This is a genomic window from Burkholderia sp. Bp8992 (genome assembly GCF_003853705.1).
In the GTDB taxonomy this organism is placed as follows: domain Bacteria; phylum Pseudomonadota; class Gammaproteobacteria; order Burkholderiales; family Burkholderiaceae; genus Burkholderia.
The window spans coordinates 161,667-173,878 of record NZ_QTQI01000013.1 but is presented as its reverse complement, the minus strand read 5'-3'; the positions used below and the strand labels follow the sequence as shown (position 1 = coordinate 173,878).

Sequence of the window (12,212 nt, the reverse complement as noted above, 5' to 3'; positions counted from 1 at the left end):
GATCACGATGCGACGGCCGGATCGTCGACGAGCGACTTGCCGCGCGTTTCGGGCAGCACGAGCGCGGCGACGATCACGAGCAGGTAGCCGCCGCCCGCGACGAGGCCGATCGCCTTCACGAGCGACATCGACTGCGACAGCGAGCCGACGAGGATCGGGAAGAACGAGCCGAGCCCGCGGCCGAGGTTGTAGCAGAAGCCCTGGCCCGAGCCGCGGATCGCGCCCGGATACAGCTCCGACAGGTACGCGCCGACGCCGGCGAAGATCCCCTGCACGACGATGCCGAGCGGGAAGCCGAGCAGCAGCATCGCGGTATCGGTTATCGGCAGCATCGTGTATGCCATGCCGAGCGAGAACGAGCCGATCGCGAACAGGATGAACGATGCGCGGCGGCCGAGCCGGTCGGACAGGATCGCGCCGACCACGTAGCCGACGAACGAGCCGACGATCAGCACGACCAGATAGCCGCTCGTGTTGAATACCGACAGGTGGCGGACGGTTTTCAGGTAAGTGGGCAGCCACGTCGTGATCGCGTAGTAGCCGCCGAGCATGCCGGTGCACAGCGCGCTGCCGAACAGCGTCGCGCGCAGGTGCGGCGGCGAGAAGATCTCGAGGAAGTGGCCCGACACGCGGCCTTCGTCGCGGGCGCGGCGCGTGGCCGTGTAGATGTCGGGATCGCTGACGTTGCGGCGGATGTACAGGATCCACAGCGCGGGCACGATGCCGATCCAGAAGCACGCGCGCCACGCGACCTGCTCGGGCAGCAGCGCGAAGAACGCCCAGTAGAGGATCGCGGCCGCGCCCCAGCCGAACGACCAGCTGCTCTGCACGGTGCCGACGGCCTTCGCGCGATGCTCGGGCGAGCGGATCGTCTCGGCCATCATGATCGTCACGACCGACCATTCGCCGCCGAAGCCGAAGCCCTGCAGCGTGCGCGTGGCGAGCAGCTGCCAGAACGAATGCGTGAAACCGGACAGGCACGTGAACAGCGCGAACGTCGCGATCGTCCACTGCAATACGCGCACGCGGCCATAGCGGTCGGCGAGGATGCCGGCGACCCAGCCGCCGACCGCCGACGAGATCAGCGAACTCGTCGCGATCATCCCGGCCTCGCTCTTCGACATGCCCCACGTGGCGATCAGCGTCGGAATCAGGAACGAATAGATCATGAAGTCGAACGCATCGACCGCGTAGCCGCCGAAGCCGGCGTACAGCGTCCGGCGCTCGCGCGTCGACAATTCGTTGAACCACTGGAATGCCTGCATGCTTGCCGCCCCCTCTCGTCTTGTCTCGTCTCGCGCTGCCGCGTGGCGGTTATTTTACGGGCCCGATCCCGCGCGCCAAAAAGGCGGATGCAGTATGCGCGGGCAGGCAGGAAGAGGGAAAGACGCGTCAGAGCGTCAGGCCGCCGTCGACGTGAACGACCTGGCCGGTGATCTGCCGTGCCGCATCGGACAGCAGGAACGCGATCAGCGCGGCGACGTCGTCGGGCTCGGCGATCCGGCCGAGCGGCGTCGCCTGTTCGGCCTGCGCCCACGCGGCGGCGTTGCCGGCGCTCGGGCCGTGGTCCTTGCGCGTGAAGCCCGGCGCGACCGCGTTCACGGTGATGCGGTGCGCGGCGAATTCGGCGGCCGCGGTGCGCACGAGCGATTCGAGCGCGGCTTTCGCGGCGGCGGTCGCCGCGAACGGCGCAGCGGCGCGGTAGCGGTGCGCGACGAACGAACTGACCGCGACGATGCGCGGGGCGGCCGACGCTTCGAGCAGCGGCCGCGCGCGGCCCGCGAGCGCGGAGAACGCGCCGGGCATCGCCGCGAAGGCGGCGGCGAGTGCGTCGGCGGAAAGATCGGAAAAGGATTGCCGCGCGGCGAAGCCGGCGTTCGCGACGAGCTGGTCGAGCCCGCCGAAGCGGGTCGCGGTGCTATCGATCAGCGCAGCGGCGACACCCGGTTCGCCGAGATCGCCGGTCAGCGTGATGCACTCGGCGCCAGCCGCCGTGCACGCACAGGTGACTTCGGCGAGCCGGGCCCGCGCCGAATCGTCCGCGCCGCGCGCATGCAGCGCCAGCGCGATGCCGGGCGCCGCGAGCCGACGGGCGAGCGCCGCGCCGATCCCCGAGCCTGCGCCGGTGATCAGCGCGATGCGTTCGCGGTGCGCGGCGCGTGCGCTCACGCGGCGACCTTGTCGCCGGCGTTCACGCGTTCGACGTTGATCGTGCCGACGTGGAACGCGGCCAGCGACTCGCGGTGCGCGATGCTGACGATCGCGGCCTTCGGCAGCCGTTCGGCGAACAGGTGATAGAGGCGTGCCTCGTTGTCGGCGTCGAGCGCGCTGGTGGCTTCGTCGAGGAACAGGAAGTCGGGCTTGTGCAGCAGCACGCGGGCGCCGGCCAGGCGCTGCTGCTCGCCCGGCGACAGCACGCGGGTCCAGTGCGCGGTCTCGTCGAGGCGCTCGACGTAATCCTCGAGGCGGCACGCGCGCAGCGCGTCGCGGCACGCTTCGTCGCTGAACGTGTCGGGCGTCGCCGGATAGGTGAGCGCGGCCTTCAGCGTGCCGATCGGCAAATAGCTCGTCTGCGGCACGAACATCATCCGCGCGCCGACCGGCGCGTCGATCGCGCCGTCGCCGAACGGCCACAGGCCCGCGAGCGCGCGCATGAACGTGCTCTTGCCGGACCCCGACTTGCCGATCACGAGCCAGCGCGAACCCGGCTCGATCGTGACGTTGCCGATGTTCGCGAGCGCGTTGCCGTTCGGCAGCGCGAGCTTGAGCGACGAGGTCGACAGCTTCGCGCCGTCGATGTAGTGCAGGTTGATGCCGCCGTGCTCGGTGGCGGGCGACAGGCTTTCCTTCAGGTGCGACGTGCCCATCACGCGCTTGAATTCGCGCAGACGGTTGACGGTGGCGCGCCATTCGACGAGCGTGCGATAGCTGTTGAGGAACCAGGAGAAGGAGTCGCTGACCGTGCCGAATGCCGACGAGATCTGCATCAGCACGCCGAGCGTGAACGCACCCGCGAAGTAGCGCGGTGCCGCGACGACGAACGGGAAGATGATCGCGATCTGTCCATAGAAGGCGTTCACGAACGTCAGACGCTTGGTGTATTTCATCACGCGCCACCAATTGTCACGGATGCGCACGAAGAGGCCCTGTGCATTGCGGCTCTCGGTGTCCTCGCCGTCGTAGAAGGCGATCTGCTCGGCATTTTCGCGTACGCGGATCAGCCCGAAACGAAAGTCCGCCTCGACGCGTTGCTGCTGGTAGTTGATCGACACGAGCGGATGACCGACCTTCTGGATCATGATCGAGCCGACCACCGCGTACAGCGCAGCCGCCCACACCATGTATCCGGGAATCGAGATCGGCGTGGCGCCGAGCGAGAGCGTCAGCGCACCGCCGAGCGTCCAGAGGATCGTGATGAACGACGCGAGCGTGACGACCGTCGACAGCAAGTCGAGCGACAGCGCGAGCGTGGTCGTCGCGAACGACTGCAGATCGTCGGCGACGCGCTGGTCGGGGTTGTCGGCGAGGCGGTCGCGCTCGATCCGGTAGAACGCGCGGTCGCCGAGCCATTCGCCGAGGAAGCGCTCGGTCAGCCATTGCCGCCAGCGAAAGCCGAGCATCTGGCGCAAGTACAGTCCGTACACGGCGAGGATGATGAAGCCGAACGCGAGCAACGAGAACTGCATCATCAGGTGCGGGAAATCGTGGACGTCCTTCGTCTGCAGTGCGTTATAGAACTGCGCGTTCCACTTGTTCAACTGCACGGTGATCCACACGTTGCAGAGATTGATCACGATGATCGTGACGAGCAGCGTCCACGCGATTTTCCATTCGGACGATACCCAGTAGGGCTTGATGAGGCTCCATGCGGATACCGGGCGCTCGTCCTGCGGCGCGTCGGAGGCGGAGCGGACGGGATCGATCGATTGGGTCATGTGCTTCCTGATGAGTAGCCGGCGCGCGGGCCGGGCGAAGCCGGGCGCGCGCCGCGATACGGCATGCCGGGACGCGGCGCCGACTGACGGCGGGCGCAGCGATGGTCGCCCGCGCGTCTTAAACGGCACTTAAGGGCCGGCGGTGACGCGGCAACCGGCCGCTCGCGCGGCCGGCCTGCGGGCATTGTGCCAGAGCGGCGCGGGCCGACGGCGAATTTGCCCCAAGGGGGACAGTTTGCGGCACTTTCCGCTTTTATGGTCTAATGACCGACGACGAAACAGGGGTGCTTCGTGGCGCGGCCGGCAGATGTTCCGGGCGGCGCGGCGAGGCTGAGAAAAACCCTTTGCACCCGATCCGGGTAATACCGGCGAGGGAAGTTTCTGATCCCGCCGGGCCGCGCTGGCCGCCATCCCACATGGTCAGCGCCCGAGTCCCGCCCGGCCGGCCTTTGCTGCCGGTTTCGTCCTTTTGGGTACGCGCATTGCGCGTTACGGAAGGAATGATGACCGCACAATCTTCAGTCTTTTGCTTGATCCCCGGCCCGATGTCGCGTGCGTTCGCACGTGCGTCGTCGTTCGTCGTGCGCGTTCGCACGGAGGGCACGCGATGAACGTCCGGGATGCACGGCCCGATTTCGCGGTGCTCGGCGGCGGCCTCGTCGGCCGCCTGATCGCGTGGCGCCTTGCGGGCGACGGGCATCGCGTCGCGCTGTACGAGCGCGGCGGCCCGGACGGCGAGCAGTCGGCCGCGTGGATCGCGGCCGCGATGCTCGCGCCGCTCGCGGAAGCGGCGAGCGCGGAGCGGCTGATCACCGAGCTCGGCGCCGCGTCGCTCGAACGCTGGCCGCAATGGCTCGCGGAACTGCCCGAACCCGTCTTCTTCCAGCATCGCGGCACACTCGTCGTCTGGCATCACGCGGATCGCGCGGAGGCGCCGCTGTTCGAGCGGCGCGTGCGCGCGAACGCGCCGGCCGACCTGTTCGACGGCGGCTTCGTGACGCTCGTCGGCGCGCAGGTCGATGCGGCCGAGCCGACGCTCGCAGGCCGTTTCGCCCGCGGCCTGCTGCTGCCGCGCGAAGGCCAGCTCGACAATCGCCAGGCGCTGCGTGCGCTGGCGGCGGGCCTTGCCGAACGCGGCGTCGACCTGCACTGGCACGTCGCGATCGACGACGCGAACCTGCCCGACGCGCATTTCACGATCGATTGCCGCGGGCTCGGCGCGAAATCCGCGCTGCCCGCCCTGCGTGGCATCCGCGGCGAAGTCGCGCGCGTGCACGCACCCGGCATCGGGCTGACGCGGCCCGTGCGGCTGCTGCATCCGCGGTACCCGCTGTACATCGCGCCGAAGCAGGGCGATCTCTATGTGATCGGCGCGACCGAGGTGGAGGGCGAGGACATGTCGCCCGTCAGCGTGCGCTCCGCGCTCGAACTGCTGAGCGCGGCGTTCTCCGTGCACCCGGCGTTCGGCGAGGCGCGCATCCTCGAACTCAATGCGCAGTGCCGGCCGACGCTGCCCGATCACCGCCCGGCGGTGATCTGGGACGGCGCATCGACGCTCGCCGTCAACGGCCTGTACCGGCACGGCTTCATGATCGCGCCGGAAGTCGCGCACGCGGCCGTCGCGTGCGCGCAAGCCGCGCTCGGCGGCGCGTTCGGCGATGCCGACGCGTTTGCCGCATGGCGCGACGCCGCGCGCTGGCCGGCGCTCCTTCATCACCGCAGCGACGCGCGCCAGCCGGCGTGACGCGTGCCGCCGACCGAATCCGACCGAGCCTCATGGATATCCAGATCAACCAACAGACCCTGACGCTGCCCGACGGCGCGACGGTGGCCGACGCGCTCGCCGCGTACGGCGCGCGTCCGCCGTACGCGGTCGCGCTGAACGGCAATTTCGTCGCGCGCACGCAGCATGCGGCGCGCGCACTCGCGACGGGCGACAAGCTCGACGTCGTGCACCCCGTCGCGGGCGGCTGAGCGCCGCCGGTTCGCCCCCGCTCTTCCAGGAAAACGACATGACGTCCCTCACCTCCGCCGATGCGCTGACGCTGTACGGCGTAACCTTTGCAAGCCGCGTGCTGCTCGGCACGTCGCGCTATCCGTCGCTGCAGTCGCTGTCCGATTCGATCACCGCGTCGCGCCCCGGGATGGTGACGGTCGCGCTGCGCCGCCAGATGACGGGCGGCACGGCCGAAGCCGGCTTCTTCGATCTGCTCAAGCGCCACGCGGTGCCGCTGCTGCCGAACACGGCCGGCTGCCAGACCGTCGCCGAGGCCTTGACGACCGCGCATATGGCGCGCGAGGTATTCGATACCGACTGGATCAAGCTCGAGCTGATCGGCGACGACTACACGCTGCAGCCCGACCCGGTCGGGCTGATCGAGGCCGCCGCGCAACTGGTCAAGGACGGCTTCAAGGTGCTGCCGTACTGCACCGAGGATCTCGTGATCGGCCGGCGCCTGCTCGACGTCGGCTGCGAGGCGCTGATGCCGTGGGGCGCGCCGATCGGCACGGGCAAGGGCGTCGTGAACCCGTACGGCCTGCGCGTGCTGCGCGAGCGCTTGCCCGACGTACCGCTGATCGTCGACGCGGGGCTCGGCGTGCCGTCGCACGCGTGCCAGGTGATGGAGTGGGGCTTCGACGGCGTGCTGCTGAACACGGCCGTGTCGCAGGCCACGCACCCGGAAATCATGGCGCGCGCGTTCGCGCAGGGCGTCGAAGCGGGGCGCGCCGCCTATCTGGCCGGGCCGATGGACGCGCGCGAAACTGCGCACGCGAGCACGCCGGTGGTCGGGATGCCGTTCTGGCACCAGGACGGGGGCGGCGCATGAGCGCGCGCTTCGCCGATGCATTCTGGCCGCCGGCCGACGAACTGGCCGAAGCGGCCGAACGGATCCGCGCCCGCCTCGGCGACTGGCCGGACGGCGCGGCGCCGTGGCGGCTCTGCGTGGCGGCACCCGAGGTGCCGTCGGACGGCGACGTCTTGATCGTGTCGGCCGGCGACCGCACCGCGCGGGCGCGCGCGTCGGCCGCGTCGCGGCCGGCCTCGCCGGACGCGGTTGCGATCGAATTCGACGAGCACGGCGCGGTGCTGCATGCGGCAGGCGCGCGCTACGCGCTCGAAGCCGCGCATCCGCTCGCGGACGACTGGATCGCGGCCCTCGCCGCATTCCTCGATTGCGGCTTCGCGCCGGTCGACGCGCTGGTGCTCGCGCTGGCGTGGCGCGACGGCGACGAGACGCGCGCCGCCGATGCGTGGCCGGTCGATGCCGCGCGGTTCCCGCGGGTCGCCGGGCTGCCGCCTGCGCCGGAGCCGGCATTCGCGCCGTGCCCCGCGCAGTTCGGCCTCTATCCGGTCGTGCCGAGTGCCGAATGGGTCGAGCGCGTGCTGGACGGCGGTGCGCGGACCGTGCAGCTGCGCGTGAAAGGCGCGACGCCAGACGCGCTGCGGCGCGAAATCGTGCGCGCGGTCGCGGCGGGGCGCCGCTATCCCGATGCGCGTGTGTTCATCAACGATCACTGGCAGATCGCTGCAGAAGAAGGCGCGTACGGCGTTCATCTTGGGCAGGAAGACCTCGAAACGGCCGATCTGGCCGCGATCGCGCGCGCGGGCCTGCGGCTCGGACTTTCGAGCCATGGTTATTACGAGATGTTGCGGGCGCTGCACGAGCGTCCGAGCTATCTCGCGCTCGGTCCCGTCTACGCGACCGCCACCAAGGCCGTCGCCGCGCCGCCGCAGGGCCTCGCGCGGATCGCCCGCTACGCGCGCTTCGCCAGCGCGCGGGCGCCGCTCGTCGCGATCGGCGGGGTGGGGCTCGACACGCTGCCGGCCGTGCTGGCGACGGGCGTCGGCAGCGTCGCGGTGGTCAGTGCGGTGACGGGCTCAGCCGATTATCGGACGGCGCTTATTGCGCTGCAGCAGTGCTTTCCCGGACAATTTGACAATCATTGACCGCAGGGCCCGGAACGGCGTCACGACATCATTCCAATGCAGGCCCTATAATTCGGCGTTCTGCGTAAAAGGACTGTCAGCTCCGTGAGCCCCACTCCTACCGAGACCCTGCTGGAACTTCGCGACGTCGACTTCGGCTACGGCGACCGCCTCGTCCTGTCCAACCTGAACCTGCGCTTCGGGCGCGGGCAGGTCGTCGCGGTCATGGGCGGCTCGGGTTGCGGCAAGACCACCGTGCTGCGCCTGGTCGGCGGCCTCGTGCGTGCGCGCCGCGGCCAGGTGCTGTTCGACGGCGCCGATGTCGGCGCGCAAACGCGCGACGGCCTGTATGCGCTGCGCCGCAAGATGGGCATGCTGTTCCAGTTCGGCGCGTTGTTTACCGACATGTCGGTGTTCGAGAACGTCGCGTTCGCGCTGCGCGAGCATACCGACCTGCCCGAAGACCTGATCCGCGACCTCGTGCTGATGAAGCTCAACGCGGTCGGCCTGCGCGGCGCGCGCGACCTGATGCCGTCCGAGGTGTCGGGCGGGATGGCGCGCCGCATCGCGCTGGCTCGCGCGATCGCACTCGATCCGCAGCTCATCATGTACGACGAGCCGTTCGCGGGCCTCGACCCGATCTCGCTCGGCATCACCGCGAACCTGATCCGCACGCTGAACCAGGCGCTCGGCGCGACGTCGATCCTCGTCACGCACGACGTGCCGGAATCGTTCGCGATCGCCGACTACGTGTATTTCCTGGCCAACGGCGGCGTGCTTGCCCAGGGCACGCCCGACGAGCTGCGCGCGTCGACGGATCCGAGCGTGCGGCAGTTCATCGACGGCGCGCCGGACGGCCCGTTCAAATTTCATTACACGAGCCCGCCGCTCGCAGCGGATTTCGGCCTCGGCGGAGGGCGCGCATGATCAGCGCGATCGGACGTTACGTCATCGGCGGCCTCGAGCGCGCGGGCTACGGCACGCGGCTGTTCGTGCGCCTCGTGCTGGAATTCTTCCCGCTGCTGCGCCGGCCGCGGCTGGTCACGAAGCAGATCCACTTCCTCGGCAACTATTCGTTCGTGATCATTGCCGTGTCGGGGCTGTTCGTCGGCTTCGTGCTCGGCCTGCAGGGGTATTACACGCTGAACCGCTACGGTTCCGAGCAGGCGCTCGGCCTGCTGGTCGCGCTGTCGCTCGTGCGCGAGCTGGGGCCGGTCGTCACCGCGCTGCTGTTCGCGGGGCGCGCGGGCACGTCGCTCACGGCCGAGATCGGCCTGATGAAAGCCGGCGAACAGCTCACCGCGCTCGAAATGATGGCGGTCGACCCGATCAAGACGGTGATCGCGCCGCGCCTTTGGGCCGGCATCATCGCGATGCCGCTGCTCGCCGCGATCTTCAACGCGGTCGGCGTGCTCGGCGGCTACTTCGTCGGCGTCGTGCTGATCGGCGTCGATCCGGGCGCGTTCTGGTCGCAGATGCAGGGCGGGGTCCAGGTCTGGGCCGACGTCGGCAACGGCGTGATCAAGAGCATCGTGTTCGGGTTCGCCGTGACTTTCATTGCGCTGTTTCAAGGGTATGAAGCGAAGCCCACGCCCGAAGGCGTGTCGCGCGCGACCACCAAGACGGTCGTGTTCGCGTCGCTCGCCGTACTCGGCCTCGATTTCCTGCTGACCGCGCTGATGTTCAGCTAAGCCTCAGCCAAGCCAAATTTTGGGATGACGATGAAAAAGACTGCTCTCGACTTCTGGGTCGGCCTGTTCGTGGTGGTGGGCTTCCTTGCGGTGCTGTTCCTGGCGCTCAAGGTCGGCAACATGAGTTCGCTGTCGTTTCAGCCGACCTATGCAGTGAGGATGAAATTCGACAATATCGGCGGGTTGAAGCCGCGCGCGGCCGTGAAGAGCGCGGGCGTCGTGGTCGGCCGCGTGAAGTCGATCGGGTTCGACACGAACACGTACCAGGCGCTGGTCACGATCGACGTCGACGGCCAGTACCAGTTCCCGAAGGATTCGTCGGCGAAGATCCTGACGTCGGGCCTGCTCGGCGAGCAATATATCGGCCTCGATCCGGGCGGCGACACCGAAATGCTGAAGGCCGGCGATACGATCACGATGACGCAGTCGGCGATCGTGCTCGAGAACCTGATCGGCCAGTTCCTGTACAGCAAGGCCGCCGATGCGGGCGGCGCGAAGCCGGCAGCAGGCGCATCGGCGGCACCCGCCGCGCCCGCACCGGTGGCGGTGCCGGCGTCCGCGGTGTCCGGCTCGGCAGCCCAATAACCACACGAGAGAAAACAAGAGGGTAATGACCATGCACACGATCCGCATCAGGCACGCCGCGCTGGCGCTGGCGGCAGTCGCCGCGTTGAGCGGCTGCGCGACCGTGCAGACGCCGACCAAGGGCGATCCGCTCGAAGGCTTCAACCGGACGATGTACAAGTTCAACGACACGGTCGACACGTACGCGCTGAAGCCGGTCGCGAAGGGCTACCAGTACGTGGTGCCGCAGCCGGTGCGCGACAGCGTGACGAACTTCTTCTCGAACATCGGCGATGTCTACATCGCGGCGAACAACATCGTGCAGCTGCGGATCGCGGACGGTGTCGGCGACATCATGCGCGTCGTGATCAATACGGTGTTCGGCGTCGGCGGCCTGTTCGACGTCGCGACGATCGCGAAGCTGCCGAAGCACACGGCCGACTTCGGGATCACGATGGGCCGCTACGGCATGCCGTCGGGTCCGTACCTCGTGCTGCCGCTGCTCGGGCCGAGCACGCTGCGCGACACGGCCGGCCTCGGTGTCGACTACGTCGGCAACCCGCTGACCTACGTGAAGCCGGATGGCCTGAGCTGGGGCCTGTTCGGCGTCAACCTCGTCAACACGCGTTCGAACCTGCTCGGCGCCGGCGACGTGCTGGATGCCGCGGCGCTCGACAAATACTCGTTCGTGCGCAATGCGTACCTGCAGCGCCGCCAGATGCTGATCAGCAACGCGCGCGGCGAAGCGGCCGCGACGTCGAGCAACGACGCGCTGCCGAAGTACGACCTGCCGGAAGACGGCGCGGCACCGGCGGCAGCCGGCGCGGCCGGTACGGCGGGTGCGGCAGCGGTGGGCGGGGCGACGGCGCCGGCAGGCGCATCGGGCGCGGCGGTTGCTGCACCGGCGTCGGGCACGGCCGAATCGCCGAATCCGGCCAGCGAAACGAACGTGCCGGCCATGCAGGTGGCGCCGCCGTCGCCGGGCGGGTTCCGCTTCCCGAGCATCCGGCTGCACTGACGGATTTACATTCGTTACAGCCGGAAACGATTCAGTCGGTAGCGTATGCGAACTTGCGCGTAAGCTACCTGCTCCAACCTTTGCATCGACTCATTCATGCAGGTCACTATGATGAAAAAACTGTTCCTGATCCCTGTTTTCGCGGCGCTGTTCTCGTTCGGCAGCGCAGCTCACGCGCAAGTCGACCAATCGAACCCGCAGGCGCTGATCAAGACTGCGACGCAGCAGGTGCTCGACGAAGTCAAGCAGCAGACGATCAAGCAAGGTGATACCAACCGCATCATCACGATCGTCAACAAGGACATCCTGCCGTACACCGATTTCCGCCGCACCACGCAGCTCGCGATGGGCCGCAACTGGCGCACGGCAACGGCCGAGCAGCAGCAGCAGGTTCAGGAGCAGTTCAAGCTGCTGCTGATCCGCACGTACTCGGGCGCGCTGGCGCAGCTGAAGCCGGACCAGCAGATCCAGTACCCGCCGTTCCGCGCCGATCCGGCCGATACCGATGTCGTGGTCAAGACGGTCGCGATGAACAACGGCCAGCCGGTCCAGATCGATTACCGCCTGTACAAGACGGCGAACGGCTGGAAAGTGTATGACCTGAACGTGCTCGGCGCGTGGCTGATCCAGACGTACCAGCAGCAGTTCAACGAGAAGATCCAGCAAAGCGGCGTCGACGGCCTGATCCAGTTCCTGACGCAGCGCAACCAGCAGCTTGCCGCCGGCAAGCAAGCGTCGTGAGCGGCTTCGAAGCCGGTTCCTCGCTGACCGTCGCGAGCGCGAAGTCCGCGCTCGCGGACGGTCTTGCGCGCATCGGCGCCGGCGCGACCGCCGTCGATTGCGCGGCGCTGACGCAGTTCGACTCGTCCGCGCTCGCCGTGCTGCTCGCATGGCAACGTGCCGCCAAGTCGCGCGGCGCGACCCTCGACATCCTCAATCTCCCTCCGAAGCTCGCCAGCCTCGCGCGCGCCTACGGCGTCGACGCGCTCATCGACGGCACCGGGCGACATTGACGCTCTCCGACCGGAGCCTGCCGCGCCAGCCGGCGCGCGCAAGCTTCAGGCCGCGCGTCTCCG

13 protein-coding genes and 1 riboswitch are annotated in these 12,212 nt (G+C 68.7%); of the genes, 10 read left to right on the top strand and 3 right to left on the bottom strand.

All coding sequences use genetic code 11. The features are described 5' to 3' along the window. Nucleotides 1-2: 2 nt before the first annotated feature. The 3 genes from DIE03_RS20480 to DIE03_RS20470 form a co-directional block, all read right to left on the bottom strand. Nucleotides 3-1,265 (bottom strand): MFS transporter, encoded by a 1,263-nt coding sequence (locus DIE03_RS20480; protein ID WP_124453439.1) that lies wholly within the window; start codon nucleotides 1,263-1,265, stop codon nucleotides 3-5. A 127-nt stretch (nucleotides 1,266-1,392) separates the two neighbouring features. After that, on the bottom strand, nucleotides 1,393-2,169 hold the full coding sequence (locus tag DIE03_RS20475; protein WP_124453437.1) for an SDR family NAD(P)-dependent oxidoreductase: 777 nt from the start codon (nucleotides 2,167-2,169) through the stop codon (nucleotides 1,393-1,395). Beyond that, nucleotides 2,166-3,935, bottom strand: coding sequence for an ABC transporter ATP-binding protein/permease (locus DIE03_RS20470; protein ID WP_124453435.1), 1,770 nt, complete (start codon nucleotides 3,933-3,935; stop codon nucleotides 2,166-2,168). Before DIE03_RS20470 ends, DIE03_RS20475 begins: the two co-directional genes overlap by 4 nt. Nucleotides 3,936-4,205: 270 nt before the next feature. Continuing rightward, a riboswitch (TPP riboswitch) is annotated at nucleotides 4,206-4,329 on the top strand. A 213-nt stretch (nucleotides 4,330-4,542) separates the two neighbouring features. Between DIE03_RS20470 and DIE03_RS20465 the strand changes: the two genes are divergently transcribed. From DIE03_RS20465 to DIE03_RS20420, 10 genes are all read left to right on the top strand, one after another. Then, nucleotides 4,543-5,679, top strand: a complete 1,137-nt coding sequence (locus DIE03_RS20465) for an FAD-dependent oxidoreductase (RefSeq protein WP_124453434.1) — start codon at nucleotides 4,543-4,545, stop codon at nucleotides 5,677-5,679. A 32-nt stretch (nucleotides 5,680-5,711) separates the two neighbouring features. Beyond that, complete coding sequence (thiS, locus tag DIE03_RS20460) at nucleotides 5,712-5,909, top strand: sulfur carrier protein ThiS (protein ID WP_014898319.1); 198 nt, start codon at nucleotides 5,712-5,714, stop codon at nucleotides 5,907-5,909. Between the two features lie 38 nt (nucleotides 5,910-5,947). Continuing rightward, nucleotides 5,948-6,763, top strand: coding sequence for a thiazole synthase (locus tag DIE03_RS20455; protein ID WP_124453432.1), 816 nt, complete (start codon nucleotides 5,948-5,950; stop codon nucleotides 6,761-6,763). After that, nucleotides 6,760-7,884: a thiamine phosphate synthase gene (gene thiE, locus DIE03_RS20450; RefSeq protein WP_124453430.1), complete on the top strand. Its 1,125-nt coding sequence runs from the start codon at nucleotides 6,760-6,762 to the stop codon at nucleotides 7,882-7,884. The genes DIE03_RS20455 and thiE overlap by 4 nt, the downstream gene beginning before the upstream one ends. 84 nt (nucleotides 7,885-7,968) lie before the next feature. Then, complete coding sequence (locus DIE03_RS20445; protein ID WP_124453428.1) at nucleotides 7,969-8,790, top strand: ABC transporter ATP-binding protein; 822 nt, start codon at nucleotides 7,969-7,971, stop codon at nucleotides 8,788-8,790. After that, nucleotides 8,787-9,554 (top strand): lipid asymmetry maintenance ABC transporter permease subunit MlaE, encoded by a 768-nt coding sequence (mlaE, locus tag DIE03_RS20440; RefSeq protein ID WP_011655796.1) that lies wholly within the window; start codon nucleotides 8,787-8,789, stop codon nucleotides 9,552-9,554. Before DIE03_RS20445 ends, mlaE begins: the two co-directional genes overlap by 4 nt. A 24-nt stretch (nucleotides 9,555-9,578) precedes the next feature. Then, on the top strand, nucleotides 9,579-10,139 hold the full coding sequence (gene mlaD / locus DIE03_RS20435) for an outer membrane lipid asymmetry maintenance protein MlaD (RefSeq protein WP_124453425.1): 561 nt from the start codon (nucleotides 9,579-9,581) through the stop codon (nucleotides 10,137-10,139). Nucleotides 10,140-10,170: 31 nt separating this feature from the next. Next, complete coding sequence (locus DIE03_RS20430; RefSeq protein WP_124453491.1) at nucleotides 10,171-11,136, top strand: VacJ family lipoprotein; 966 nt, start codon at nucleotides 10,171-10,173, stop codon at nucleotides 11,134-11,136. Nucleotides 11,137-11,247: 111 nt separating this feature from the next. Beyond that, nucleotides 11,248-11,877: a phospholipid-binding protein MlaC gene (locus DIE03_RS20425; protein WP_059522369.1), complete on the top strand. Its 630-nt coding sequence runs from the start codon at nucleotides 11,248-11,250 to the stop codon at nucleotides 11,875-11,877. After that, complete coding sequence (locus tag DIE03_RS20420) at nucleotides 11,874-12,149, top strand: lipid asymmetry maintenance protein MlaB (RefSeq protein ID WP_124453423.1); 276 nt, start codon at nucleotides 11,874-11,876, stop codon at nucleotides 12,147-12,149. The genes DIE03_RS20425 and DIE03_RS20420 overlap by 4 nt, the downstream gene beginning before the upstream one ends. Nucleotides 12,150-12,212 lie beyond the last annotated feature (63 nt).